Annotated in this window: 23 protein-coding genes; 13 read left to right on the forward strand and 10 right to left on the reverse strand. The window is 64.6% G+C overall.

The features are described from left to right. Window positions 1-14 precede the first annotated feature (14 nt). Window positions 15-959 (reverse strand): helix-turn-helix domain-containing protein, encoded by a 945-nt coding sequence (locus HGK27_RS20885; RefSeq protein ID WP_206244754.1) that lies wholly within the window; start codon window positions 957-959, stop codon window positions 15-17. A gap of 65 nt (window positions 960-1,024) precedes the next feature. After that, complete coding sequence (locus HGK27_RS20890) at window positions 1,025-2,521, reverse strand: aldehyde dehydrogenase family protein (RefSeq protein WP_206244755.1); 1,497 nt, start codon at window positions 2,519-2,521, stop codon at window positions 1,025-1,027. Window positions 2,522-2,700: 179 nt separating this feature from the next. On the opposite strand from HGK27_RS20890, the gene hmgA reads away from it, so the two are divergent. From hmgA to HGK27_RS20925, 7 genes are all read left to right on the forward strand, one after another. Further along, on the forward strand, window positions 2,701-4,065 hold the full coding sequence (gene hmgA, locus HGK27_RS20895; protein WP_206244756.1) for a homogentisate 1,2-dioxygenase: 1,365 nt from the start codon (window positions 2,701-2,703) through the stop codon (window positions 4,063-4,065). Further along, window positions 4,062-5,360, forward strand: a complete 1,299-nt coding sequence (fahA, locus tag HGK27_RS20900) for a fumarylacetoacetase (protein WP_206244757.1) — start codon at window positions 4,062-4,064, stop codon at window positions 5,358-5,360. Before hmgA ends, fahA begins: the two co-directional genes overlap by 4 nt. Then, the gene (gene maiA / locus HGK27_RS20905; protein WP_206244758.1) at window positions 5,357-5,992 is read left to right on the forward strand and encodes a maleylacetoacetate isomerase; all 636 of its coding nucleotides are present in this window, start codon (window positions 5,357-5,359) and stop codon (window positions 5,990-5,992) included. The genes fahA and maiA overlap by 4 nt, the downstream gene beginning before the upstream one ends. A 28-nt stretch (window positions 5,993-6,020) precedes the next feature. Continuing rightward, entirely contained in the window at window positions 6,021-6,980 is a 960-nt protein-coding gene (locus HGK27_RS20910; RefSeq protein WP_206244759.1) for an MBL fold metallo-hydrolase, read from the forward strand. An 11-nt stretch (window positions 6,981-6,991) separates the two neighbouring features. After that, a complete protein-coding gene (locus HGK27_RS20915; protein WP_206244760.1) occupies window positions 6,992-8,584 on the forward strand; it encodes an FAD-dependent oxidoreductase in 1,593 nt (530 codons plus the stop codon). Beyond that, on the forward strand, window positions 8,581-8,814 hold the full coding sequence (locus HGK27_RS20920) for a DUF2783 domain-containing protein (RefSeq protein ID WP_206244761.1): 234 nt from the start codon (window positions 8,581-8,583) through the stop codon (window positions 8,812-8,814). Before HGK27_RS20915 ends, HGK27_RS20920 begins: the two co-directional genes overlap by 4 nt. A gap of 146 nt (window positions 8,815-8,960) precedes the next feature. Further along, window positions 8,961-9,692, forward strand: a complete 732-nt coding sequence (locus HGK27_RS20925) for a helix-turn-helix transcriptional regulator (RefSeq protein WP_206244762.1) — start codon at window positions 8,961-8,963, stop codon at window positions 9,690-9,692. Window positions 9,693-9,695: 3 nt separating this feature from the next. On the opposite strand, the gene HGK27_RS20930 is transcribed toward HGK27_RS20925, so the two are convergent. Together HGK27_RS20930 and HGK27_RS20935 are read right to left on the reverse strand one after the other, a co-directional pair. Continuing rightward, on the reverse strand, window positions 9,696-10,451 hold the full coding sequence (locus tag HGK27_RS20930) for a sulfite exporter TauE/SafE family protein (protein WP_206244763.1): 756 nt from the start codon (window positions 10,449-10,451) through the stop codon (window positions 9,696-9,698). Between the two features lie 94 nt (window positions 10,452-10,545). After that, a complete protein-coding gene (locus HGK27_RS20935) occupies window positions 10,546-11,268 on the reverse strand; it encodes an SDR family oxidoreductase (protein WP_206244764.1) in 723 nt (240 codons plus the stop codon). 85 nt (window positions 11,269-11,353) lie between these two features. On the opposite strand from HGK27_RS20935, the gene HGK27_RS20940 reads away from it, so the two are divergent. Continuing rightward, on the forward strand, window positions 11,354-12,274 hold the full coding sequence (locus HGK27_RS20940) for a LysR family transcriptional regulator (RefSeq protein WP_206244765.1): 921 nt from the start codon (window positions 11,354-11,356) through the stop codon (window positions 12,272-12,274). Window positions 12,275-12,296: 22 nt separating this feature from the next. On the opposite strand, the gene HGK27_RS20945 is transcribed toward HGK27_RS20940, so the two are convergent. Further along, window positions 12,297-12,941, reverse strand: coding sequence for a hypothetical protein (locus HGK27_RS20945; protein ID WP_206244766.1), 645 nt, complete (start codon window positions 12,939-12,941; stop codon window positions 12,297-12,299). A 25-nt stretch (window positions 12,942-12,966) separates the two neighbouring features. Then, window positions 12,967-13,950, reverse strand: a complete 984-nt coding sequence (locus tag HGK27_RS20950; protein WP_206244767.1) for a sterol desaturase family protein — start codon at window positions 13,948-13,950, stop codon at window positions 12,967-12,969. Window positions 13,951-14,084: 134 nt separating this feature from the next. On the opposite strand from HGK27_RS20950, the gene HGK27_RS20955 reads away from it, so the two are divergent. The 5 genes from HGK27_RS20955 to HGK27_RS20975 all read left to right on the forward strand — a co-directional run bounded on the left by HGK27_RS20955 (window position 14,085) and on the right by HGK27_RS20975 (window position 18,385). Continuing rightward, a complete protein-coding gene (locus tag HGK27_RS20955; protein ID WP_206245462.1) occupies window positions 14,085-15,011 on the forward strand; it encodes a LysR family transcriptional regulator in 927 nt (308 codons plus the stop codon). 114 nt (window positions 15,012-15,125) lie between these two features. Continuing rightward, the gene (locus tag HGK27_RS20960) at window positions 15,126-16,022 is read left to right on the forward strand and encodes a sterol desaturase family protein (protein WP_206244768.1); all 897 of its coding nucleotides are present in this window, start codon (window positions 15,126-15,128) and stop codon (window positions 16,020-16,022) included. Beyond that, the gene (locus HGK27_RS20965; protein WP_206244769.1) at window positions 16,019-17,596 is read left to right on the forward strand and encodes a tetratricopeptide repeat-containing sulfotransferase family protein; all 1,578 of its coding nucleotides are present in this window, start codon (window positions 16,019-16,021) and stop codon (window positions 17,594-17,596) included. Before HGK27_RS20960 ends, HGK27_RS20965 begins: the two co-directional genes overlap by 4 nt. Next, the gene (locus HGK27_RS20970) at window positions 17,583-17,948 is read left to right on the forward strand and encodes a hypothetical protein (protein WP_241127693.1); all 366 of its coding nucleotides are present in this window, start codon (window positions 17,583-17,585) and stop codon (window positions 17,946-17,948) included. Before HGK27_RS20965 ends, HGK27_RS20970 begins: the two co-directional genes overlap by 14 nt. 89 nt (window positions 17,949-18,037) lie before the next feature. Further along, window positions 18,038-18,385, forward strand: a complete 348-nt coding sequence (locus tag HGK27_RS20975; RefSeq protein ID WP_206244770.1) for a UrcA family protein — start codon at window positions 18,038-18,040, stop codon at window positions 18,383-18,385. Window positions 18,386-18,429: 44 nt separating this feature from the next. Here HGK27_RS20975 and HGK27_RS20980 read toward each other — a convergent pair whose 3' ends face one another. The 4 genes from HGK27_RS20980 to HGK27_RS20995 are packed head-to-tail and all read right to left on the reverse strand — an operon-like array spanning window position 18,430 to window position 25,363. Beyond that, complete coding sequence (locus HGK27_RS20980) at window positions 18,430-19,353, reverse strand: Vgb family protein (RefSeq protein ID WP_206244771.1); 924 nt, start codon at window positions 19,351-19,353, stop codon at window positions 18,430-18,432. Between the two features lie 18 nt (window positions 19,354-19,371). After that, complete coding sequence (gene atzF, locus HGK27_RS20985; protein WP_206244772.1) at window positions 19,372-21,141, reverse strand: allophanate hydrolase; 1,770 nt, start codon at window positions 21,139-21,141, stop codon at window positions 19,372-19,374. Further along, entirely contained in the window at window positions 21,138-24,731 is a 3,594-nt protein-coding gene (uca, locus tag HGK27_RS20990; protein ID WP_206244773.1) for an urea carboxylase, read from the reverse strand. The genes atzF and uca overlap by 4 nt, the downstream gene beginning before the upstream one ends. Further along, window positions 24,728-25,363, reverse strand: a complete 636-nt coding sequence (locus tag HGK27_RS20995) for an urea amidolyase associated protein UAAP2 (protein ID WP_206244774.1) — start codon at window positions 25,361-25,363, stop codon at window positions 24,728-24,730. The genes uca and HGK27_RS20995 overlap by 4 nt, the downstream gene beginning before the upstream one ends. Between the last annotated feature and the right edge of the window lie 61 nt (window positions 25,364-25,424).

The raw sequence follows: 25,424 nt of genomic DNA on the forward strand, positions 1-25,424 counted from the left end.
AGCGCATGGCCCGGTCATCTCCAAAGGCGAGGCGCCCCCTGCTGCTGCCGATAATCGCGCGGTGACACACCAAAGCGCCGCGCAAAACAGCGCGAGAAATGCGCCGAGCTGGCAAAACCGCAATCCAGCGCGATCCGGGTGATGCTCTCGGGCCGACTGGCCAGGCGCTGCGCCGCCAGATCCAGCCTGCGGTCCATCAGATAGGCGGAGGGCGTGGTGCCCGCCTCGGCAAAGGCCATCTGCAGCGCGCGCTGGGTCACGCCCAACCGCCGCGCCAGCTCCTGCCCGCTCAGTTCCGCATCATCGGGCGAGCGTTCGATCTCGGCCACGGTGCGGCGGAACAGCGCGCCCGCTCCGCGCCCGGCCAGAGCCGTATCGTTGGACAGCACCGCCAGCGCCACCATATCGAGAAAGGACCGTTCCAGCAGAGCGCCCGCCTGATCCCCGGCCTGAAACGGCGCCTCGCTCACCAGCGTGGTCAGCATCTGCCCCACCAGCCCCACCGCAGGCACCGCGGCATCGAGATGGATGGCCCCGCGGATCGCCGCCGCACCCACCCGGTCACGCAGGGCCTGTTCATCGAATTCGGCGATCAGCAGGCTGACATCGCGCGAGGTGTCCAGATCGTAATGATCGTCCAGCCGTAGCAGGGTGAGGTCTCCGGTACCCAGCGTGGCCTCGCGCCCGCATTGGCGGTTGCGGGTGGCGCCGCCTTCCTGAAAATGCAGGATCATGCGCTGCGGCCCCGTGCCCCTTGCCTGCCTTCGCACCCTGGACGAGCAGGAGCGCACCCGCGAAAAGCGGATGTTGCCGACTTCGCATTTGACCAGATCGGCAGGAAATCCCGCCTCCCGGCTGGAGATGGCGATGCCCTGCCAATTCTCCATCGCCCAATCGTTCCAGCAATCGAGCTGGCGCCGCAACGGCAGCTCACGCGTGGAGAGAACTTCCCGCCCCATGATCCTTCCCCTTCTACCCTGCGGGGCACCTTCTGCGGGTGCCCTCGCCCTGCTTTTCGGACTGCTCAATGCGCGATGCAGACCGATTTTTCCTCCGTATAACCGTCCAGCCAGTTCGTCCCGAAATCGCGACCGAGGCCCGATTCCTTGAAGCCGCCAAAAGGCATGTTGGGATCGATAAAGACATGGCTGTTGACCCAGACCGTGCCCGCCTCGATGCGGCGGGTGAGGTCCATCGCCGCGCCGATGTCCTGAGTCCACAGGCTGGCGGCCAGACCCAGCCGGGTGTCATTGGCGCGGGCCAGACCTTCCTCGGCATCGGCCACTTTCGTGATGTTGAGGATGGGGCCAAAGACCTCCTCGCGGGTGAGCTTCGTGTCTTCCGAGGGGTTGAGCACCAGCGCGGGCGAGACGAAATAGCCCTCATCCGGCACCGCGATCTGGCCGCGCAGTTCCACGCCCTGCGCCTTAGCATCGGCCACATAGGCCTGCACCTTGGCCTGATGATCGGCGGACACCAGCGGGTTGAGCTGCGCCGCCGGATCGAGCCCGCTGCCCACGTTCAGCCCCAGCAGGGGCTGCTCCAGCCCGGTGATCAGATCGTCATAAAGCGGCGCCTCGACAAACACGCGCGAGGCCGCCGCGCAGACCTGCCCGCCATTGAGGAAACCGCCCGCCATCAGCCCGGGGATCACCTTGCCGAGATCTGCATCCTTCAGCACCAGAGCCGGGTTCTTGCCGCCCAGTTCCAGCGTGAAATGCTTCATGCCCTCGATGGCGGCATGGCCGATGGCCTTGCCCGTGGCGGTCGAGCCGGTGAAGGAGAGCTTGGCCACCAGCGGATGGCTGGTCAGCGCGCGGCCCGCGACAGCACCGCCGCCCGTCACCACATTGAAGACGCCAGCTGGCACGCCCGCCTCAAGCGCGGTTTCGGCCAGCCACAAAGCGGTCAGCGGCGTCACCTCGGAAGGCTTCAGCACAATGGAGCAGCCCGAAGCCAGCGCGGGCAGCACCTTCCACAGGGCGATCATCAGCGGGAAATTCCACGGCGCGATGCCACCCACCACGCCGACAGGCTCGCGCCGCGTATAGGCCGTCCAATGTGCAGGGCCGCCGGGCAGCGAGACATCGAAGGTACGCCCGCTCAGCTTGGTGGCCAGACCCGCCGCATAGCGGATCCAGTCCACCGAGGCGCCCACCTCGATCATCCGCGCGATATGGATCGACTTGCCCTGCTCCAAAGTTTCCAGTTGGGCGAAGGCTTCGGCGCGGCCCTCCAGCAGATCAGCCAGCTTCAGCAGCACGCGCTCACGATCCGCCGGGCGCAGCAAACGCCAGCGGCCATCGGCAAAAGCCTGATGCGCCGACTGCACGGCAGCGTCCACATCGCCCTCGCTGGCCTCCACGGCCTTGGCCAGTTCCTTGCCGGTGGCAGGATCGAACACCGCGAACTGCCCGCCACCCGAAGAGGCGCGCCACGCGCCCTCGATAAACAGGGCGGGATCGCGCTCCAGAAAGGCGCGCACCGCCGGATCGATGTCATGGGGCCCCTGATACGGCATAGCTCTTCTCCGCCTGTCTGCGGACGGCGCAAGGCCGTCCATGTTATGCCCATCCTTTCTAGCCTTGCGCCGCGCATGGCGCTGTCATCAGTTCCAATGACAGAGGGTGTTTCGCAGCGGCGCTAGAAGGAACCCACAAGGCCTCCCCGGCAAAGGCGAGGCACTCTGGGAGAATCCTGATGACCGTCTCACCCGTGCTGGAGACCCCGCTGCGCGCCGCCCCGGCGGTTGACGCCTATCTTCCCGGCTTCGGCAACCATCTGGCAACAGAGGCCGTGCCCGGCGCCCTGCCCGTGGGCCGCAACTCGCCCCAGCATGTGCCCTATGGCCTGTTTGCCGAGCAGCTTTCGGGCACCGCCTTCACCGCGCCGCGTGTGGAGAACAAGCGCTCATGGCTCTATCGCCTGCGCCCCACTGCGCAGCATCCACCCTTCGTGCCCTATGCGCGCGAGAGCCTGATCCGGGCCAATCCCTATGACAGCGCCCCGCCCAGCCCCAACCGCCTGCGCTGGAACCCGCAGCCGCTGCCGACCGAACCGGTCGATTTCATCGATGGCCTGACGACCTATTGCGGCAATGGCGATGTGGGCACGGGCGTGGGTGTCAGCATCCATCTCTATGCCTGCAATGCCTCGATGCAGGGCCGCGCCTTCTTCAGCGCGGATGGCGAATGGCTGATCGTCCCCCAGCAGGGGCAGTTGCTGATCGTTACCGAACTGGGCCGCATCACCGTGGGGCCGCAGCAGATCGCGGTGATCCCGCGCGGGGTGCGCTTCCGTGTGGAGCTGCTGGATGGCCCGGCGCGCGGCTATATCTGCGAGAACCATGGCGCCATCTTCCGCCTGCCCGATCTGGGGCCGATCGGCAGCAACGGCCTCGCCAATCCGCGCGATTTCGAGACGCCGCTCGCATGGTTTGAAGACAGCGATGAGCCCACGCAGGTGGTGCAGAAGTTTCAGGGCCATCTCTGGACCTCCACGCTGGATCACTCGCCCCTCGATGTGGTGGCATGGCACGGCAATCTGGCGCCCTATCGCTATGATCTGACGCGCTTCAACACGATCAACACCGTGTCCTTCGATCATCCCGATCCCTCGATCTTCACGGTTTTGACCTCCCCTACCAATACACCTGGCACGGCCAATTGCGATTTCGTGATCTTCCCTCCGCGCTGGATGGTGGCCGAGGATACCTTCCGCCCCCCATGGTTCCACCGCAACGTCATGAGCGAGTTCATGGGGCTGATCCACGGCGCCTATGACGCCAAGGCAGGCGGCTTCGCGCCGGGCGGCGCTTCGCTGCACAATCAGATGTCGGGCCACGGGCCCGATCAGGCCAGCCATGAGGCGGCGGTGAAGGCAAAGCTGATCCCGCACCGCATCGAGAACACCATGGCCTTCATGTTCGAGAGTTGCCACGTCTTCGTGCCCACGCGCTTCGCGATGGAAACGCCGCTGATGCAACTCGATTACGACGACTGCTGGGCCGGTTTTCAGAAGGCCCAGGTTCCTCTCAGCCTTCCCCTTTCAGGAGTGGCACAGTGACCCTGCCCCGGATCGACCATACCCATGAGCCCAGCCTGACGAGCTGGGTCGCCTCGGCCAACGGCCATGCCGACTTCCCGATCCAGAATCTGCCGCTGGGTGTGTTCTCGCCCCAAGGCGCTCAGCCGCGCATCGGTGTCGCCATCGGTGACAGTGTGCTGGATCTGGCCGCCATCGCCAGCCTTCTGCCCGAGGCGATGCAGCCTGCGGCGGGCCAGTCCTCCCTGAACGCCCTCTTCGCCCTGCCGCCCGAGGATCGCACCCTGCTGCGCCGCCGCCTCTCGCAACTGCTGAGCGACGAGGCCCATCGCCGGGACGTCGAAACCGCGCTGCATCCGCTGTCCGAGGTCACGCTGCATCTGCCCGCGCGGATCGGCGACTACACCGATTTCTATGTCGGCATCCATCACGCCACCAATGTCGGCAAGCTGTTCCGGCCCGACAATCCGTTGCTGCCCAACTACAAATATGTGCCGATCGGCTATCATGGCCGCGCCTCCTCGGTGCGCCCCAGCGGCGAGCCCGTGGTGCGCCCGCGCGGCCAGCGCAAGGCGCCCAATGCCGATGTGCCGGTCTTCGAGCCCAGCGCCCGCCTCGACTATGAGCTGGAACTGGGCATCTGGGTGGCGCAGGGCAATGCTTTGGGCACCACCATCCCGATTGGCGAGGCCAGCGAGCATATCGCCGGGCTCAGCCTGCTCAACGACTGGTCCGCGCGCGATCTGCAGGCGTGGGAGTATCAGCCGCTCGGGCCGTTTCTGGCGAAGAATTTTCACACCACCATCTCGCCATGGGTGGTGACGGCGGAGGCTTTGGCGCCCTACCGCATCGCCCAGCCCGCGCGGCCCGAGGGTGATCCGGCACCGCTGCCCTATCTGCTGGACGCGCAGGATCAGGCGCAGGGCGCTTTGTCGCTGACGCTGTCGGTCTGGCTCTCCAGCGCGAAGATGCGCGAGGAAGGCCGTGCCCCGCTGCGCCTTTCGCAAGGCCCGGCCAGCAATATGTACTGGACCTTGGCGCAGATCGTGGCGCATCACGCCTCGGGCGGGTGCAACCTCAATCCCGGCGATTTGCTTGGGACGGGCACCATTTCCGGCCCCACGCCAGACAGCTATGGCAGCCTGCTGGAGATCACCGAAGGTGGCAAAAACCCCTTCACCCTGCCCACCGGCGAGACGCGCAGCTTCCTTCAGGATGGCGACGAAATCTCCATCACCGCCAGCGCCCATGCCCCGGGGCGCGCCTCCATCGGTTTTGGCGAGTGCCGCGCGGTCATTCTGGCCACGCCGGCATGATCCGCCTGCATGGCTACTGGCGGTCGGGCACGTCCTATCGCACGCGGATTGCGCTGAACCTGAAAGGGATCGCCTATGAACAGGCCACCCATGATCTGCGCAAGGGCGAGCATAAGGACAGCGCCTTCCTCGACCTGCAGCCGCAGGGACTGGTTCCCGCGCTGGAGGTCGAGGGCGAGGTGCTGATCCAGTCCCCCGCCATTCTGGAATGGCTGGAGGAGGTCCATCCGCAACCGCCCCTGCTGCCTGCTGGTCCGGTCGGGCGGGCGCAAGTGCGGGCGATGGCTGCCGTGGTGGGCTGCGACATCCATCCGGTGAACAATCTGCGCATCCTCAAATCTCTGCGTGCCGATCTGGGGGCCGATGAGGCGCAGGTCAGCGCATGGATCGCACGCTGGATCACTGAAGGCTTTGCGGCTCTGGAACAGCTGATCGCCCGGCACGGCGGCGCCTATGCCTATGGCGAAACGCCCACGCTGGCTGACATCTATCTGGTGCCGCAGGTCTATGCCGCCGAACGCTTCGGTGTCGATCTCAGCCCCTATCCCCGCCTGACCGCCGCTGCGGCTCATGCCCGCCACCATCCCGCTTTCATCAAGGCTGCCCCCGAAGCGCAGCCCGACGCCGACTGACACGATAAAACCCTCAAAGGAGCCGATCATGGCCAAGCCTTTTGCTTCCTCTGCCGATACTGCCCCGAAAAAAGAAACGCTCGAAGTGCTGGCCGACGGCGTCTACGCCTTGACCGCCGAGGGCGATCCCAACGTCGGCGCCATCGAGGGCGAGGATTTCCTCGTGGCCTTCGAGGCCCGCGCCACACCTGCCGCCGCCCGCGACTGGCTCGCCAAGCTGCGCGAGCATACCGACAAGCCGGTCAAATATCTGGTCCTCACCCATTATCACGCCGTCCGCGTGCTGGGCGCCAGCGCCTTCGAGGCCGAACACATCATCACCAGCAATGTGACCAAACAGCTGATCGAGGAGCGCGGCCAGCAGGATTGGGACAGCGAATTCGGCCGCATGCCGCGCCTGTTCAAGAATCCCGAGGAAATCCCCGGCCTGACCTGGCCCACCGAAACCTTCGCCACCGAACACCGCATCGAACTGGGCGGCGACCGTGGCGCCATCGAGCTGAAGTTCTGCGGTCGCGGCCATACGGCGGGCGATATCGTGGCCTGGCATGACAAGTCCAAGACGCTCTTCGCGGGCGATCTGGTGGAAGCCGAAGCCGCGCTCTATACCGGCGATGCTTTCCACTTCGACTGGTCCACCACCACGCTCGACAATGTGAAGGCCTTCCGCGCCGAGAACCTGATCGGCGGACGCGGCGCCATCGCCAAGGGCACCGCCGCCACCGATGCCGCCATCGAACAGACCCGCGACTTCCTCAAGGGCATGATCGAGCATGTCGGCAACGCCCACAAGAATGGCGGCACGCTGAAAGACGCCTTCCTCGCCACCCATAAGGCGCTCTCGCCCAAGTTCGGCATGTGGCCGATCTTCGAACACTGCCTGCCCTTCGACGTGCAGCGCCTGTGGGATGAGTTCGACGGTATCGACTGGCCGCGCATCTGGACCATGGAGCGCGACCGCGAGGTCTGGGCCCAGCTGCAGGACTGAGAGGAACCATCATGACCGCTACGAACAAGAAGGGCGGCATTCCGGTCTGGCGTGACATGGGTGTCACGCCAAATCCGGCCCGGGAGGATGATGCCGAGGTGGTGATCGTGGGCGGAGGGCCGGTGGGCCTGACGCTCGCGCTCGATCTGGGCCGCCGGGGCCGCCGGGTGCTGGTGCTCAACAAGCGCGATATCATCGCCGCCGGATCGAAAGCGATCTGCTTCTCCAAGCGCACGCTGGACATCTGGAACCGTCTGGGCGTGGGCAAGGCTATGGTCGAGAAGGGCGTGGTCTGGAATGTCGGCAAGGTGTTCTGGGGCGCTCAAGACGAGCCTGTCTACAGCTTCGACATGCTGCCCGTGAAGCATCAGCAGATGCCCGCTTTCATCAACCTGCAGCAGTATCACGCCGAGGAGATCCTGATCGAGGCAGTAATTGCCCTGCCCAATGTGACGTTGCGCTGGGGTCATGAAGTTACCGAGATCGCCCAGTCCGCCGATAGCGCGCGGCTGACGGTGCGCTCGGATGAAGGCGCCTATTGCATCGACGCGCCATGGGTGGCGGCCTGTGATGGCAGCACCTCGCCCCTGCGCCATATGCTGGGGCTGGATTTCGAGGGGCGTATCTTTGAGGACAATTTCCTCATCGCCGACATCCGCCTCAAGCAGGATCGCCCTGCTGAGCGCTGGTTCTGGTTCGATCCGCCCTTCAACCCCGGCCAGTCGGCCCTGCTCCACAAGCAGCCCGATGATGTGTGGCGCCTCGATTTTCAGCTAGGCTGGAACATCGACCGCGAGGCCTGCATCAAGCCCGAAAATGTCGCACCCTATGTGCGCGGCATGCTGGGCGAGGATGTGGAATTCAAACCCGAATGGTACAGCGTCTACACCTTCCAGTGCCGCCGCATGGCGCGCTTCGTCCATGACCGGGTGATCTTCGCCGGGGACAGCGCTCATCTCGTTTCGCCTTTCGGCGCACGGGGTTGCAATGGCGGCGTGGCCGATGCCGACAACCTCGGCTGGAAGCTGGATCTGATCCTGCGCGGCGAGGCACCCGAGGATCTGCTGGAAAGCTACAATGACGAAGCCATCGCCACGGCGGATGAGAACATCCTCAACTCCTCGCGCTCGACCGATTTTCTGACGCCCAAATCGGAAACCAGCACCGCTTTGCGCAATGCCGTGCTGGAACTGTCGGAAACGCATGCCTTTGCGCGGCCTTTCGTCAATTCCGGGCGGCTGTCGACGGCGGTGTCCTATCCGCATTCGCCGCTCAGCACAGAAGACGGTTTGCAAGGCGGCATCACCCCCGGCTCGGTGGCTCTGGATGCGCCGGTCGGGAACGGCTGGCTGCTCGATCATCTGGGGCAAGGCGATTTCGTGCTGCTCAGCGCGGATGGCACCGCCCCCGAAATCGAGGGTCTGCGCAGCCTGAATGTCGCGGACCTCGGCGACAGCGAAGGCCTTGTGGCCCAGCGTTACGCAATGGAACCCGGCGCCGCCTATCTGATCCGCCCCGACCACTATGTTGCGGCGCGCTGGCACCAGCCCTCCGCGCATCAGATCAGCGCAGCCTTGCAGCGCGCGAAGGGATTGCACGCATGAGCACGATCAACCTTGCCCCCAACATCGCCCGGCCAGACGATTTCTACGCCCGTCTGGTCAGCCTGCATGACGGGCTGGACATGAAGGCCAGTGCCGTCGTCAACGCCAAGCTGATTTTCCTTCTCGCCAACCATATCGGTGATGAGGATGTGCTGCGCGAAGCCCTGACTCTGGCCGCCGCCAAACAGCCTGCAACCCGGCCGCAAGCGCCTTGCGCGCAGGCAGCCTGAGACCTTCCCGCGTTGCGGCGATGGCATGGCTCCATCGCCGCAACGCCATACTGCCGGGCGATTGCAATTCGCCCGCAAAGCTGCTTGACTGATACCGATAAGAACAGGCCGCCTTGCTGACGGAAGGATGTGGCCGGGAGAATGCGATGGTTGTGGGATCTGTCCTCTATGAGGCGCTGATCGATGCCACCGGCACGGGCGCGCTGGCCGATGTGCTGCTCTCGGCAGCAGATCAGGCCGCCGGTGTCGATGAAATCTTTGGCTATTGGCTCGATGAGCGCGGACGGGTCTTCGTGATCGTCTCTTCGGGCCATGTCGGATCGTCGCAAAGCCGCGCGGACCGCTATGCCAGCCAGTATCATGCACTCGATCCGTTGGCGGGCATGGCGCATTATCACGGCAAGGATATGCGCATGGCCCGGCTGGCGGCCAGCGATGTGCATCACTCCGCCTATCGCCGCGAATGCTACGACCATCCCGGTTTCGCCGAGAAGATCGCCTTTGCCCGCGCGCGCGGCGGGCGCAATTTCGTACTCAACTTCTACCGCCGCAAGGAGCAGCCGGTCAGCAGCCTCGACACGCTGAGCGAACTGGCCGAACTGGCCTTTCCCCTGCTGCGCAAACATGTCGATCTGGCGCGCGACGACACCGATCTGCCCATCGTCGCCAAGCTGGAGCAGCGGCTGACCAACACCTATCCCCTGCTCAGCCGCCGCGAGCGGGAAGTCTGCGCCCGCACCCTGACGGGCATGACCGCCGAGGCCATCGGCATCGACCTGTCCGTCAGCGAGACCACCGTGCTGACCTATCGCCGCCGCGCCTATGAACGCTACAATCTCTCCAATTCGCAGGAGATGCTGGGGCGCATCCTGTTCTGAGCCTTACGGCCAGCCCACCCCATCCAGCACCAGCTTGATGCCGATGGCGATCATCAGCGCATAGATGATGCGATAAAAACGCGCGGGATCGACCTTGCGCACCAACACCACGCCCCCCATCGTCGCGGCCAGCGCCACCGGCATCAGCGCGGCGGAGGCCAGCAGATTGGCCCGGCTGAACTGCCCCAGCGCCAGATAGGCGGGCACCTTGATCCAGTTCATAAAGGCAAAGCAGATCGCCGTGGACCCGACCAGCGCATCGCGCGGCAGGCGGCGCGGCAGCACCCACATCTGAAACGGCTGCGCCCCGGCATGCGCCACCTGACTGCCAAAGCCCGAGCCGATCCCGAACAACACCCCCAGCCAGCGCGGCGATGTGGAGGGCAGCACCACCGCATTGCCCCGCTCCTGCCACAGGCGTTGCAGACCAAACAGCAGCGACAGCGCGCCAACCGTCCCCAGCACCGCGCTTTCCGAAACGCGCGCGGCGAAGAGATAGCCCAGCAACACGCCCATCGCCATGCCGGGCAGCATCACCAGCAGCACGGTGCGATCCCAGCTTTTGCGGAACGACCAGACGCTGACGACATCCTGCACCACCAGAATTGGCAGCAGCACCGCCGCGCTTTCCAAGGGCGGATTGGCCAGCGCCATCACCGGCATGGCCAGCGCGCCGATCCCGGCAAAGCCCCCTTTCGACATGCCCGAGAGGATCACGGCAACACCCGCGCAGATCACGGCAGGGGCACTATCAAGCATGGAGAACCGCTTTCAAAACCGGGGGCAACACATGGCCGTGATGCGGTTGCCATGGGCGCCGGTCAACAGCAACCCTTGCGGTTAAAACGGACCTTCAGCGGAACGTATAGCCCCCATCGCAGCAGAGCGTGCTGCCGGTCATATTGGTGTTGTCCAGCAGGAACAGTGCGGCATGGGCTTGCTCTGCGACGCTGGCCGGGCGCTCCAGAAGGCATAGTTGCCGCCATTGGGCATAGGCGACCTCGCGCTGATCGGCGGGCCGATTGCGCCAAAGCTCGCTGTCGGTCGTTCCGGGAGACAGGCAGTTGACGCGGATGGGCGCCAGCTCGACCGCCAAGCCCCGCGCCAGCCCTTCAAGCGCGGCATTGCAGGCGGCATAGGCCGGGGCGCCGATCGGGCGCTGAGACGCCGCCCCGGACATCAGCACCAACGAGGCGTCGCTGCGCAGCACCGGCAAGGCCGCATACACCGCCCAATATTGCCCCCAGAATTTCGCCTGAAACAACGCCTCGCTGGTGGCCGTATCGCCATGGCGAAAGGGGCCGGTGCGATAGGAGGCCGCCGGGGTGAACAGGCCGGATAAAGCCTCGCCCTGCGGGACGCCTCGCGCAAAGAAGGTTGTGAGTGCCTCGCGATCCGTGATGTCCACGAGCGTGCCCTTCGCACGATCCCCGAGTTGGGCCAAAGCCTCTGCCAGACGCTCCGGCGAACGCCCGCCGATCCAAACCCGATCCCCGCGTGCTACCAGTTGCCGCGCCGTGGCCAGGCCGATCCCCGAAGTGCCGCCAAGGATGGCGTATAAGCGATTTTCAGTCATGCCCGCGATGCTATTGCCGCATCAGATGCCGTTAAAGCGATATATTTTCCTGTCATTCACGCATAAAATTCTCCATTCATCGGCCATGACTCATATCCCCGGCGACGATCCCGGCGTTTTCCTCGCCGTCTGTGAGGCAGGCAGCTTCGCGGCTGCCGCTTCAGGCATCGGCCTGTCGCCTTCCGCCGTGGCCAAGGCCGTGGCGCGGCTGGAACAAAGGCTGGGGATCGCGCTGTTTCATCGCACCACCCGTCGGCTCTCGCTGACCGGGGAAGGCATCATCTATCGCGACCATTGCCACATCACGCGCGCGGAAATGGCCCGCGTGGAGACCATGCTCTCCGCCTCGACGCGGCATCCGGCGGGAACGGTCAGGGTCAGCCTGCCGCCCTTGTTGGGGACACACATCATCGCCCCGGCGCTTTACGAACTGTGCCGCCTCTGGCCTTTGCTCAGCTTCGATATTGCCCTGTCCACGCAAAAGGCTGAGCTGTCCGCAGGTGACATCGATCTGGCGGTCCGCATTGGCGATTTGCCCGATCTGCCTGCTGTCATGGCGCGACGGCTGGGGTTGCAGCGTGTCGCCCTCTGCTGCTCCCCCGCCTGTCTGGCCGAGCGCTCACCACCCGAAAACGTCGAGGATCTGGCAGATCACAGGCTGATCGCCACGCGGCGTGATCATCGCCCCCTGCCCTGGCTGTTCCGCGAAGTTGACGGCACGCTACGCAGCATCACGCCTCACGCGGCGCTGATGCTGGACGGCAGTCTCTTGACGCTGTCAGCCATTCGCGCCGGTCATGGCATAGGGCTGGTGCCGCGCTGGCTGGTGCAGGATGAAATCGCCAGCGGCGCGCTGATCAGCGTGCTGGACGACCGGCTGGCCGGTCATCTCCCGGTCCATGTGTTGTGGCCCGCCGCCCCCGCCATGCTGCCCCGCCTGAGGGTCAGCATCGATACCATTGTCGCGACGGCGCAAAAAGCCGTCGAAGATGGCTTGCTGATCTGAACGCCCGAGTTCGGGCAAGGGATCAGGCCGCCATCCCCAAGGCCGGCTCTTCCACAGACAGGCCCAGCAAAGCTTTTCGGAATAAGGATTTGACCAGACGGTCTTCAAGAATGCGCCCCGCCACATACAGCACCGCAAACATCGCCGCGAAGACATAGGCGGAGGTCGGCGAAGGCTTCTTGTCCTGCCCTTCGGACAGGTCGGTGCCGTCCTTTTTCGGCTTGTCTGGAGCCGGGGCGCCCAGAGCCTTGTCGATCGGGCTTTGCGGCAGCTCCACGAGTTTTTTCACGTCCTTGTGCCCCGCCACCGCCGGAGCAGCGGGCTTTTCCAATGTGCCCAGAACGATCGTCAGCTGCGCAAAGGCCAGAAACAGCAAAGGTGCGAGAAAGCAGAACAGCAGCGCCCGGCTGCTCAGCCGATAATGCAGCTCTGCCCCCGCCGCGCTCTCCCTGATCTGCAGCACCCCGCCATCGAAGACCGACATGCTGTCCTGCGCCGCCTGATCCTTCTTGCGGAATGTCAGCGTGTCGCCCCGCCTTTCGCGCGCCGTGCCAGACTGTCGGAACAGCGGATCGAGCCTGCCAAAAGCCTCCTCACGCGACTGCCCCGCAGCCAGCGGCAGGCTGCCCGTGATATGCCAGATCCTGTCGAGCCAATGCAGTGTCACATCAAATCCTTCAGAAGAATGCGCCTTATTCGGCGGGCATCACCTCGGCAGGCCGCGCGAAGCGGTCTTTCAGCGCATTCCATCCTTCGGTGAAGGGATAGGTCATCTGCTCGCGGATCGACATGCGGCGACCGCCTTCCATGCCCAGCAGTTCGGCCTCGCCATCGATGCAGGTGCCGAACATGCGATCGATAAAGATGTAGGTGCCAGCGTAATTGCTGCGGCTGGCCTCGAAATCCTGCGAATGATGCACGCTGTGATGTTCGGTGGTGTTGAAGACGAAGCGCCACCAGCGCGGCGTGTTGAAACGCACATTGATATGCTGATAGGTGCTGACCGCCATGCCAATCGCCCCCGCCAGCAGCGCGGCGCGCGGCAGGAAATCGAAAAAGCCACCCACGCCCAGCCCGATCAGGAAGATCTCGACCGGATTGCCCACCGCGCCTTTGTTGATGTTGAGCTGGGTGATGTAGTGATGCACCGAATGGGGCAGCCAGAGCGGATACCAATTGTGCATCCCGCGATGCATCCAATATTGACCGAAATCGAAGATAAAGGAGATCAGGAAGGCCTGCACCAGCAGCGGCAGCCCCATGAACCAGGTGAACTTCTCCCAATCGAAGGCATGCTGCACGGCTTTGACCATCACGCCCGAGCCGATGTAGCCGTTCACCAGCCGCACCAGCGTGTAGCCCAGCCCGACATAGAACAGATCGGTGACCAGCTCCTTCCATGTCAGCCGCCAGCTGCGATAGCGCGGATTGACCCATTCCAGACCCAGCAGCAGCACTTTAAAACCGATGCCGATCCCCACCGCGGTGGAGGTCTTGGCGATGGAATTGGGCGCATAATACCAGAACAGGATCAGCGCGAAGAGCATGGTGGGCTGAAACCAGGTGAAGACGAAGCGCTTGAGCGGCCCGCCCTCCACGCGCGGGATGTTCTCCCACCCGACCGTCACCGGGGCCTGAGCCCCGATCAGCCTGTTGCCGACGCGAACCGCTTCCATAAGCTTTCCCTCATGATGTGGGGGCAGCTTCATAAAAGCACCCCCATCACGCCAGAGGCCAATATCTTATGAAGGCCATAGATACGCTCTATGCCCCAGTGCATCGCGTGGGGATTTGCGCGACTTTCTCCCCTATGCCGATCAGTGACAAGAAATTTGCCAGCCGCGTCGATTGGAATCTGATGCGCACCTTCGTGGACATCGTGCGCGCGGGCGGCATCGGCGCAGCGGCGCGGCAGCTCAACCGCCAGCAGCCCAGCATCAGCGCGGCGCTGAAACGGCTGGAGGAAAGCGTCGGCGCCACGCTGCTTCACCGCACCGCCACAGGCGTGGAGATGACCACGGCAGGCCGTGCGATGATGGCCCTGTGCGAGGATATGCTCGAATCGGCACGCATGATGCCGCATCAGATCGCGCAGGCCACCAAGCGCGTCGAAGGCATCGTGCGCATCCAGATCATCTCCGGGCTGGTCTCGCCCGAATTCGACGAGGCCATCGCCAGCTTCCATGTCCGCAATCCCGACATCCATATCGAGATCCGCGTCTCGCCCTGGCGGCAGGTGCTCGACGCCATCGAGCAGGGCGAGGTGGAGATCGGCGTGGGCTATGACAACAATGTGCGCGGCTCGCTGATCTATGAGCCGCTGTTTACCGAGCGCCAGCAACTCTATTGCGCGCGCAACCACCGCCTGTTCGGCTATCGCGTCGGCCGCCTCAACGAGTTGAAGGATGAGGGCTTCGTCCTCACCGGCGAGGATGAGATCGAAACCATCACCCAATTGCGCCGCCGCTACCGGCTGGGCATGAAGGTCAGCGGCATGGCCGAGGACATCAATGAGGCCCGGCGCCTGATCCTGCAGGGCGTGGGCATCGGCTTTCTGCCGATCATGGCGGTGGAGGATGAGGTGGCCAAGCGCAAGCTGTGGCCGATGCTCCACACCGAATTCGAGCCTTCCTACGAGCTGTTCCTGCTGGCCCGCGCCGAGCCCGCGCGTGACACGGCCACCCAGCTTTTCCTCGATGAAGTGGTGCGGCGCATCCGTGCGCAGCGCCGATCCTAGGGAGGGCATAGTGTGGATCTATGGCTTTCATCGCAAATTTGCATCTGCCCTGATGACCCACCCTGCATCAGTCTTCCCCCAAGCCGGAAACCGGCGTTCCAGACGGGAATCGATATGAAGGACAAGCTGTTCAATCTGGTGCCCCCGGCGATGGTCGCCATGGTGATCCTGTTCTGGTGGATGGGTCCCAAGGTGCTGGTCGACAATTCATGGACCATCATCGTGATCGGCCCGCTGATCACCGTGATCGTGCTGGGGCTGGAATTCGTGCATGAGCGGCACGCCGGCTGGCGCATGAACTGGCAGGAGTTCTTCACCGACCTGTTCTATGTCGTGCTGGGATCGACCGCCATTGAGCGGGCTTCGGATTTCCTGACCAAAACACCGCTGAAAGACCTCAAGCAAGCGCTGGGCATTGCCACACCATGGGCCGAGCATATGCCCTTTCTTGCGCAGGTGGCGCTGGCGGTCTTTATCGTGGAATTCGGCCAGTACTGGATGCATCGCCTGATGCACAACAAGCTGCCCTTCTGGCTGGTTCATGCGCCGCATCACCACATCACCCAGCTCAATGCGGCCAAGGGCGCGGTGGGCAATCCGATCGAACTGTTCCTCATCAGCCTGAGCGTGCTGGCCTTGTTCGACCTTCAGGAGAAGGCCCTGTTCTGCGCCTTTGGCGTAATGACGGTGGTCTCCACCTTCGCCCATGCCAATGTGCGCGCCGATCCGCCGTGGTTCTATTCCTTCTTTTTCACCACCATCCAGCATCACAGCCTGCATCACTCGACCGATTATGAAAGCACCCGCTGCAATTACGGCAATTCGCTGATCCTGATCGACCGCATCTTCGGCACCTTCCGCAGCGGTGAGGCCAGCATCGTGGGTCAGGATGACCGCAAGCGGCTGTCCATCCGCGAGCAGATGATCTTCCCCTTCCAGCCCCTGATCGATGCCTACAAACAGCGCCGTCAGCAGGCCGCGCTGCAACCCAGCGGTGATGCAACGGCATGACGACATTGCGCGCCAAGCTCACGAGTGCGGCGCGCGGCGCCCTTGCCCGGGGCGATTTTGCCGGGACGCAGCGCCATGCCGCAGCGCTGGTCGCCAACGATCCCAACGATGCCGAGGGCCATTTCCTGATCGGGATTGCCGAGGCGGGAGCGGGGCGCATCAGGCTGGCAGTTCCCCATCTCGAACACGCGGTGGCGCTTGATGCTCAAGGGGAATATCGCGCACAACTGGCCCGGCTGCTGATCATGCTACGGCAAGATGGAGAGGCGGCGGCCATGCTCCGCGCCGCCGAAACAGCGCCCCCCACCGATGCGCTCAGCCGCGACACGATGGGCTGTGTCTATGCCCGTCTGGGCGATCACACCGCCGCCCTGCCCCATTTCGCCGAAGCCGTCCGGCTTGAGCCGCGCAACAGCGAGTATCTCTACAATCAGGCGGTGACGCTCAATTTCCTTGGCTGGGTGGATGAGGCCGATGCCGCGCTCGAAGCGCTGATCGCGTTGGAGCCGGGCCATGCCCGCGCCCATCACCTGCTGGCCAGCCTGCGCAAGCAAACCCCCGAAACCCAACATATCGAGCGCCTGACCCGCACCCATGCGCAGGCACGCGATGACCGCAGCAAATTGCTGCTGGGCTATGCACTCTCCAAGGAACTGGAGGATGTGGGCAGGCCCAGGGAAGCGCTGACCCAGCTTTGCGCGGTCAATGCCGCCTATCGCCAAACCTTGCCCTACAGCTTCGCGCAGGACGCCGCCGCTTTCGACGCCATGGAAGCCCATTGGCCGCAACTGGCCCAAGCCCCCAACAGCGGTGCGCCGCAAGACTCGCCGATCTTCATCATTGGCATGCCCCGCACCGGCACCACGCTGATCGACCGCATCCTCTCCTCCCATCCCGAGGTGGAAAGCGCCGGAGAGCTGCAGGCCATGCCGCTGGCGGTCAAAAAAGCCTCAGCCACGCGCAGCCCGGTCATTCTGGACCCCGAAACCGTCGCGGCGGCAGCGCTGAAAGATATGGGCGAGATCGGGCGCGACTATCTGCGCAGCGCCAGCCATCACCGCCGCGACACCACCCGCCGCTTTACCGACAAATTCCCCGGCAACTTCCACTATGTCGGCTTTATCGCCAAGGCGCTGCCTCAAGCACGGATCGTCTGCCTGCGCCGGCATCCGATGGACACGGTGCTCAGCAATTTCCGCAATCTCTTCGCGATCAGCTCGCGCTACTATGATTACAGCTACGATCTGCTGGATATCGCGGCCTATTACGCCCGTTTCGACCGGCTGATGGCCTTCTGGCATCAGGCCTTGCCGGGCCGCGTGCTGGAACTGCGCTATGAGGATGTGATCGAAGATCAGGAGGGCCAGACCCGCCGCCTGCTGGATCATTGCGGGCTGGACTGGTCGGAGGCCTGCCTGAATTTCCACACCAACAGCGCCCCGGTTTCCACCCCCAGCGCCGCGCAGGTGCGTCGCCCGCTCTACAAGGATGCGGTGGCGCGCTGGAAGCAGCATGCCGAGGTTCTGGCCCCGGTGGCGCGCTTTTTCGAAAGGTCAGGCATTGCATTGGACTAGCCCCCTACTGGCCTCAGGCCTGATCGCCTCCCTTGCCGCTCCCGCGATGGCGGCCTCACAGCCCGACACAAGGCTGGTCACCTACCATGGCGAGATCTGCCTTATGATCTCCGGCCACCGTGACAATCCGGCCTCCGCCGTGCTGATCGAGGATCATGCAGTGTCCGTCGAAGGCAGCCGCAACTGGCGCGTGCGCGTGCCGGTCACCACTCTGCGCCAATGGGCAACGCCCTTTGCGCGAAGGATTGCGATCACAACCACAGGGCAGACCGAGCCCGCCATGGCGGATCTGCCCATCGGCCTGCTGGGCCACACCACCGATCTTGCCGCCCTGACCATCGGGCAACGCTAGCCCCCAGCGCTTCTGCTGGCCATCCCCTGCCCCGTGAGGTATGGTCCGCAAGCAGTCGCCACAAGGCGACGCTTCGCAGGAGATGATGCATGACCACCCGCCTGATGGGCCTCGCCGCCCTGCTGGCCGCCGCGACGATGGCGACCGCGGCCTCTGCGGCCACCACCACAAGCAACCCCTTCGCTCAGGACAAGGCCGTGCTGCAGCTGAGCGACCTTGATCTTGCCACGCCTCAGGGCCAGCACCGCCTTGCCATCCGCATGGATCAGGCCGCCCGCGCCGTCTGTGGTGAGAAGATGGCCAGCGTGCATCTCGCACTTGAGGATCAGGCCCGCGCCTGCCGCGCCGAAGTGCTGGCCGATATCCGCAGCAAGATCGAGGCCCGCAGCGCTCTGGCTGACAAGCCTTCGGCAGTCCGCCTCGCCTCCAATCGCTGACACAGCATCGCCTGCCGGTGGTCCACCCCCGGCAGGCTGACGCTTCACTTCCCGATCTTCCTCGGCTTCTTCCACCATGACAGCGTGTGCTGGTCATGCGCGGAACTCCACACACCTGCCTTGGTGTAACGCAAGGCCCCACTGCCTGCCGCCGCACCAACCCGCGCGCGGATCGCCAGCGTCACGGGATCGATCACCGCAAATTGCTGATCGTCGGTGGTGCGCAGCCAAACCTTGCCGCCGCCAGTGTCGATATCGCCCCATTTGAGGTTATCACCCACCTTCACCCGGCCTGATACCGCACCGCTGTCCTTGTCGACGCGTGCCAAAGTGCCGTCACCCTGCTCCTGCACCCAGACGGCGCCCTCACCCACGGCGAGAAAGCCGGGGGTCTTCCCCAGAGCCGTCCGGGCGGTGACCCTGCTGGTCAACGGATCAATGCGCTGCACCGATTGCTGATCGCTGCTCACGGCCCAGAGCGCGCCATAGCCGAAGGCCAGATAGAAGGTGCCCGGATCCACGGTGATGCTGCTCACCACCCGGTTGCTGCCCGGATCGACGCGGGCAATCACGCCTTTCTCATCGCTGGCCACCCAGATCGAACCGGCGCCTTCCACCACATTCAACTCACCCTTGGGGTTGGCGATGCCGGTGGGAATGGTGGCGGTGATGGTCCCCGTCCGCGTATCGATCCGCTTGAGCGCGCCCTCCTTGCAATCGGCCACCCACAGCGTGTGGTGAGACAGCGCCATGGCCCCGCAAGGATGCGCCATGGCCACCTCGGCCAGCTTGCCCTTGCGTGACCAATGCTCCACCCGGCCCCGGTTGGTGGCCCAGACGGTCTTGCCCTCAACGGCAAGAAAATCGGCGAAACCGGGCACCTCGATCACCTGCGCAGTCTGGGCTTGCGCCATCACTGGCAACACGCAGCCCGCCGCCGCCATCCATAAAGCCCAGAGCCTGCGCATAAAAGCCTCCCCCAAAGATCAGGCCAGCTGTGCGATATAGGCGCGCCAACCGCCCAGTTCGGTAATGTCCCTCGCGCCGGTCATCGCGCGGGGCTCGGCGACAAAGCCCTTCACGCTGGTGCCATCCTCCAGCGTCACCGTGCCGATGGCCAGCGGCGCGGGTACTTCCACCACAAAGCTGCCGAATTCGGCCACGCCCAGCTCATAAACCTCCACCGCGATGGCCGCCCCGCTCTCATCATAGACCAGCGCGGGCTTGGGCGGCACGCTGTAGGCCATGGCATAGAGGCGATAGGTCGGCGCCGTCTGGAACGCGCCCACAAACGTCGCCTCACGCGAAGTCAGCTGCCAATGCAGCGGCATATCCTTGAGGTGAGCACCCACAACCGCCAGTTTCACAGTCTGCATTTTACCCTCCAGATCCAAAGGTGGCAGCATCGGCAAATCCGACGCCGAGAAATAGGAATCCGCCTCGGCCAGCAACGCCATATCGCTGTCAGCCGGGCCGATCAGCGTGATGCCAAAGCCGGTACCATTGGCGCGCGCGCCCGCCGGAACCGCCACGGCGGCCATATCCAGCAGATTGACGAAATTGGTGTAGGCCCCAAGATTGCTGTTGAGCGCAATCGGCGCAGCCTCCAGCTCCCGCACCCGGAAGGTGGTGCCGGTGGTGGGGAAGGCCAGCATGCCGACCTGCGTCCACATCTCATCGGCCTGACGCTTCAGATCGGCCAGACGATAGATGCCGTTGAAGACCTCCACAGCGCTGATCCCGGTGCCGGGTTCGACCACCTCGCGCACGGTGTCATCGATGGCTTGCGGGTTATCGGCCAGCAAAGCGGCAATGGCAGCGGTCCGCTCGGCGACCCAAGGCCCCTCATAAAGCAGCCGTGCCGCTTCCCTCAGCGGTTCGAGATCGATTTCGACAATCGGCGCCAGACTGGCCAGCCGCTCAATGGCGCGGTCGTAGAGATATTCGGACTCCGCGTCCCCAAACCACACACGCTGATCGCGGCGCGGCACGCCGATGGCAGGCAGGCGGATCGGCTGATCGGTCGAGACTTTGGAATAGGGGTCACCGGCGTCATACTCCGCCAGCACCAGATCGACCAGCCGCGCATCCGCCGTATCGTCGGTAAAGACGGTGATGCAATCCAGAGTACGGCAAGCCGGAACCAGCCCCCTGGTGCTCCAGCGCCCCTTGCTGGGCTTGAAGCCGATCAGATGGTTGAAAGCGGCGGGCACACGCCCGGAGCCAGCCGTATCCGTTCCCAAAGCAAAGGAGACGAGGCCCGCCGCCACTGCCACCGACGAGCCAGAGCTGGAGCCGCCGCTGACATAATCCAGATTGTAAGCGTTGCGCGGAATACCATAGGGGCTGCGCGTGCCGACCAGCCCGGTGGCGAACTGATCGAGATTGGTCTTGCCGATGCACAGCGCGCCTGCCGCCAGCAGCCGCTCGACCACGCTGGCCGAAGCCTCCGGGCGATAGGCAAAGGCCGGGCAGGCCGCCGTGGTCTCGAAACCGACGACATCGATGTTGTCCTTCACCGCGAAGGGCACGCCCGCCAGCGGCAGCACCTCGCCCGCTGCCACGCGGGCGTCGATGGCTTCGGCCTGCGCCAGCAGCGCTTCGGGCGAGGCGCGGCTGATCCAGATCTGCGGCTGGACCTTGTCATAGGCCTCCAGCCGCTCCTGCGTTTCGCGCGCCACAGCAACGGCGCTGGTCCAGCCTGCCTTGACGGCGGCGGCGATGGTGGCGGCGTTGCGCCGGTTCATCGCGCTCATGACTGGCGCCTGATCGCAAACATGGCGGCGCCGGGCTGGAAGCTTTGCCGTTCCTGAAGGTAGACCGCCTCGATCGTGCCCGCACCGGGGCTTTCCACCGGATATTCCATCTTCATGGTCTCCATCACCGCGAGCGTGTCGCCTGCCTTGACCTCATCGCCGGGCGCCGCCAGCATCTTCCAGACACTGCCGCCGAAAGAGGCTTCGAGCAGTTCAGCCCCTTCCGGCACCTCGATGGTGACAGGGGCGCTATCGGTGTCTTCGGCTTCCGGTGCGCGGTCAAATTCGCCCTTGCGCTGCCAATCATCGCGCTCGGCATCGAAAGCGGCCTGACGGCTGGTTTCGAATTGCGCGATATCCTGCGCATTCTCGACCAGAAAGGCGCGATAATCGGCGAGGCGGAATTCGGACTCCTCGACCTTGATCGGGCGGCGACCGCTGGGGAAATCGCGGCGCCATTCGGTCAGTTCATCCGCGCTGACGGGGAAGAAGCGGATCTGGTCGAAGAAGCGCAGCAGCCATGGCTTGCCGTCGATAAAGCTGTCGGTCTGGCGATGGGTGTTCCACACCTGGATCGTGCGACCGAAGAGCTGATAGCCGCCCGGCCCCTCCATGCCATAGATGCACATATAGGCCCCGCCGATGCCCACCACATTGGGCGGGGTCCAGGTGCGCGCGGGGTTGTATTTGGTGGTGACCAGCCGGTGCCTTGGATCCACAGGCGTTGCCACCGGCGCGCCCAGATAGACATCGCCCAGACCCAGCACCAGATAGCTGGCATTGAAGATCAGATTCTCCACCGCATCGGCATCGGGCAGGCCATTGATGCGGCGGATAAATTCTATGTTGTCCGGGCACCAGGGCGCGTCAGCGCGCACGGCGCTCATGTATTTTTCGATGGTCTCGATGGTGGCCGGATCGCGCCAGCTGAGCGGCAGATGCACGACGCGCGAGGGGATCGAGAAATCCGCCAGATCGCCCAGACGCTCTTCGGCCGCCACCAGCGCGGCCAGAGCGGTCTGCTGGGTCAGCGCCTTGCCGTCGAAGTGCAGTTGCAGCGAGCGGATGCCGGGCACGATATCGATCACGCCGGGCAGCGCCTGCTGCTCCAGCTCGCGCATCAGGGCATGGACACGGATGCGCAGCTCGATATCCAGCACGATATCGCCATATTCGACCAGAATGTTGCGGTCGCCCTGCTGGCGATAGACCACGCGCGGGCGGCCCGGTGCCTCTGCGATCTGCGTGAGGATCGGCGAAAGATCAGAAATGGCGCGCGCGGGGGTAGAGCAGGGTTCCGCACCGGTGGCGATCAGCGCCTTTTGCGCGGCATCGGCTTGCTGCGCATCCGCGATGGTGACCGGCACGAAGGTCAGCCGATCTCCCGGCTTGAGCTGGCCGATTTTCCAGCGATCCGCCGCGATCACCACGAAGGGGCAGACGAAACCGCCCAGCGAGGGTCCATCCGGGCCCAAGATGATCGGCATATCGCCGGTGAAATCCACCGCGCCGATGGCATAGGGGTTGTCGTGGATGTTGGAGGGGTGCAAGCCCGCCTCGCCGCCATCCGAGCGCGCCCATTCCGGCTTGGGGCCGACAAGGCGCACGCCGGTGCGGTTGCTGTTGTAATGCACCTGCCATTCGGCGGCGGTGATGGTGTCGATGTCCTTCGGCGTGAAGAAATCGGGCGCACCGTGCGGGCCATAGAGCACGCGCAAGGCCCAATCCGTGGGCAGTTCAGGCAGGCTGACGTCTGACAGTGCCTGCTGTGCCGGGGCATCGCCCAGATGTAGCGTATCGCCCGCCAGTAGGCGGCGCGCGGCATGGCCGCCGAACTGGCCCAGTTCAAAGGTGCTGCGGCTGCCCAGATAGGCCGCCACATCCAGCCCTCCGGCAAACAGCACATAGCCGCGCATGCCGCCGCCCGCCATGCGGCTCAGCGCCAGAGTCTGCCCTGCGACGATCTCCACCGGAATGCCGCGCGCTACGGCAGCGCCATCGAGCGTCGCGCCGAAATCAGCGCCCATCAGGCAGACGCGCGCGGGCGTATTGAACAGCAGGCTGGGGCCGGCAACGGCCACTTCCAGCCCCGCCGTGCCCTCCGGATTGCCCAGCAGGCGGTTGCCCAGACGGAAGGATTGATCGTCCATCGGCCCCGAAGGGGGCACGCCAATGGCCCACAGGCCCTCACGCCCCGGCCAGTCCTGCACGGTGGTGGCCGTGCCGCCGCTGATCACGCGGATGCTGCGCGGGTGGTAGGTCACACTATCGAGCGCCTTGGTCGACACCTCACCGCTGGTGAAGGCGGGGGAGCGCACCACATCGCGCAGCCAGCGCAGATTGGTCTCGATGCCATCGACGCGGCTGTGGTCCAGCGCGCTCTGCATTGCGGCCACAGCTTCCTCGCGCGTGGGGGCGTGAACGATCAGCTTGGCCAACATCGGATCGTACCAGGCGCTGATCGTGGTGCCCGCCATGCACCATGTTTCGGCGCGGATGTCTGCGGGAAATTCCAGCGCGGTGAGCATGCCCGAGGTGGGGCGATAATCGACCGCAGGGTCCTCGGCATAGAGGCGCACCTGCACCGCATGGCCCTTTGGCCGTGGCGCTTCGGCATCGAGGAAGGTGAAATCCCCGGCCCCACCGCGCACCATCCATTCGACCAGATCGACGCCCATCACCTCTTCGGTGACGCCATGTTCGACCTGCAGGCGGGTGTTCATCTCAAGGAAGAAGAACTGCTGCTGATCGGCATCGTAAAGGAATTCGACCGTACCTGCCGAGCGATAGCTGGCCGCCTGCCCCAGCCGCACTGCCGAGGCGATCAGATCCTTGCGGACATGATCGGGCAGCAGGGGCGCAGGGGCTTCCTCCACCACCTTCTGGTTGCGGCGCTGAAGGGAACAGTCGCGCTCGCCCAGAGCCATGACATGGCCCGCGCCATCGCCGAAGATCTGCACCTCGACATGGCGCGCCCGGCCCACGTAACGTTCGAGGAAGACACCGGCATCGCCGAAATTGCCCTCGCCCAGACGCGCCACGGTGGCGAAGCCCTGGCGGATGGCGGCCTCGTCCTCGCAAATGCGCATGCCGATGCCACCGCCGCCTGCGGTGGCTTTGAGGATGATGGGATAGCCGATGCTGCGGGCCGCCGTGACGGCCTCTTCCTCATCGGTCAGCAGGCCGGTGCCGGGGGCCAGCGGCACACCATGCGCCTGCGCCAAAGCGCGGGCGCTGTGCTTCAGGCCGAAGGTGCGGATGTTCTCCGGCGTGGGGCCGATAAAGACGATGCCTGCCGCGGCGCAGCTTTCGGCAAAGTCGGCGTTTTCAGCCAGAAAGCCATAGCCGGGATGGATCGCCCCGGCGCCGGTGGCCTTGGCGGCCTCCAGAATTTTGGCGGCGTTGAGATAGCTTTCCATGGCGGGCGCCGCGCCGATGCACACCGCCTCATCGGCCAGGGCGACATGCAGCGAGCCCTCATCCGCCTCCGAATAGACGGCAACCGAGCGCAGCCCCATGCGCTTCAATGTGCGGATGATGCGGGTGGCGATCGCGCCCCTGTTCGCGATCAGGACGGTGTCGAAGCTCATGCGGCGACAATCATGCGGACGGGGGTGGGGTTGAAGGCGTTGCAGGGATTGTTGATCTGCGGGCAGTTGGAGACCGCCACGATCACATCCATCTCGGCGCGCAGATCGACCAGCAGGCCCGGCGCCGAAATGCCGTCGACAATGCCCAGCGCGCCATCGGCCTCGACCGGCACATTCATGAAGAAGTTGATGTTGGAGACGATATCGCGCTTGCCGCGCCCCTGCGCCAGATTGGCCTCAAGGAAGTTCTCGACGCAGGCGTGTTGCGACTTGGTGTGATGGCCATAGCGCAAGGTGTTGGACTCGCAGGAGCAGGCGCCGCCGATCGTGTCATGATACTCCACCGAGGTGCCGGTGATGGTCATCATCGGATTGCCTTCGTTGGAGAGCAGCACGCTGCCGCCGCGCAGGAACAGATTGCCTTGCGCCGAAACCGTGTCCTGAGCGCTGTAACGCTCGGCATCGTCGGCGGCGGCATAGATCATGAAATCCACCGCCTGATTGCCTTCCAGATCGACGATGCGCAGCGTCTGCCCGGCCTTCACCGTGTGCAGCCAGGGCGCGCGGGCGGGCACGATCTCGTCATGGATCGGGGTGCCGGTCAGTCCGGAGAGATGAGGATCAGCGCTCATGGCGGCCTTCCTTGCAACTGGGCGTTGTCGCATGCGGCGGGCACAGGGCTCCGCTCCGCGA

Source organism: Novosphingobium terrae (genome assembly GCF_017163935.1).
In the GTDB taxonomy this organism is placed as follows: Bacteria; Pseudomonadota; Alphaproteobacteria; order Sphingomonadales; family Sphingomonadaceae; genus Novosphingobium; species Novosphingobium terrae.

Excerpts from the sequence above, each read along its gene's own strand:
- HGK27_RS20920 (WP_206244761.1), top strand. The coding sequence starts at position 8,581 with ATGAGCACGATCAACCTTGCCCCCAACATCGCCCGGCCAGACGATTTC.
- HGK27_RS20950 (WP_206244767.1), bottom strand. The coding sequence starts at position 13,950 with ATGGAAGCGGTTCGCGTCGGCAACAGGCTGATCGGGGCTCAGGCCCCG.
- HGK27_RS20975 (WP_206244770.1), top strand. The coding sequence starts at position 18,038 with ATGACCACCCGCCTGATGGGCCTCGCCGCCCTGCTGGCCGCCGCGACG.
- HGK27_RS20915 (WP_206244760.1), top strand. The coding sequence starts at position 6,992 with ATGACCGCTACGAACAAGAAGGGCGGCATTCCGGTCTGGCGTGACATG.
- HGK27_RS20890 (WP_206244755.1), bottom strand. The coding sequence starts at position 2,521 with ATGCCGTATCAGGGGCCCCATGACATCGATCCGGCGGTGCGCGCCTTT.
- HGK27_RS20885 (WP_206244754.1), bottom strand. The coding sequence starts at position 959 with ATGGGGCGGGAAGTTCTCTCCACGCGTGAGCTGCCGTTGCGGCGCCAG.
- hmgA (WP_206244756.1), top strand. The coding sequence starts at position 2,701 with ATGACCGTCTCACCCGTGCTGGAGACCCCGCTGCGCGCCGCCCCGGCG.
- HGK27_RS20930 (WP_206244763.1), bottom strand. The coding sequence starts at position 10,451 with ATGCTTGATAGTGCCCCTGCCGTGATCTGCGCGGGTGTTGCCGTGATC.
- HGK27_RS20995 (WP_206244774.1), bottom strand. The coding sequence starts at position 25,363 with ATGAGCGCTGATCCTCATCTCTCCGGACTGACCGGCACCCCGATCCAT.
- HGK27_RS20940 (WP_206244765.1), top strand. The coding sequence starts at position 11,354 with ATGACTCATATCCCCGGCGACGATCCCGGCGTTTTCCTCGCCGTCTGT.
- HGK27_RS20935 (WP_206244764.1), bottom strand. The coding sequence starts at position 11,268 with ATGACTGAAAATCGCTTATACGCCATCCTTGGCGGCACTTCGGGGATC.
- uca (WP_206244773.1), bottom strand. The coding sequence starts at position 24,731 with ATGAGCTTCGACACCGTCCTGATCGCGAACAGGGGCGCGATCGCCACC.
- HGK27_RS20980 (WP_206244771.1), bottom strand. The coding sequence starts at position 19,353 with ATGCGCAGGCTCTGGGCTTTATGGATGGCGGCGGCGGGCTGCGTGTTG.
- HGK27_RS20910 (WP_206244759.1), top strand. The coding sequence starts at position 6,021 with ATGGCCAAGCCTTTTGCTTCCTCTGCCGATACTGCCCCGAAAAAAGAA.
- atzF (WP_206244772.1), bottom strand. The coding sequence starts at position 21,141 with ATGAGCGCGATGAACCGGCGCAACGCCGCCACCATCGCCGCCGCCGTC.
- maiA (WP_206244758.1), top strand. The coding sequence starts at position 5,357 with ATGATCCGCCTGCATGGCTACTGGCGGTCGGGCACGTCCTATCGCACG.
- HGK27_RS20965 (WP_206244769.1), top strand. The coding sequence starts at position 16,019 with ATGACGACATTGCGCGCCAAGCTCACGAGTGCGGCGCGCGGCGCCCTT.
- HGK27_RS20925 (WP_206244762.1), top strand. The coding sequence starts at position 8,961 with ATGGTTGTGGGATCTGTCCTCTATGAGGCGCTGATCGATGCCACCGGC.
- HGK27_RS20960 (WP_206244768.1), top strand. The coding sequence starts at position 15,126 with ATGAAGGACAAGCTGTTCAATCTGGTGCCCCCGGCGATGGTCGCCATG.
- HGK27_RS20955 (WP_206245462.1), top strand. The coding sequence starts at position 14,085 with ATGCCGATCAGTGACAAGAAATTTGCCAGCCGCGTCGATTGGAATCTG.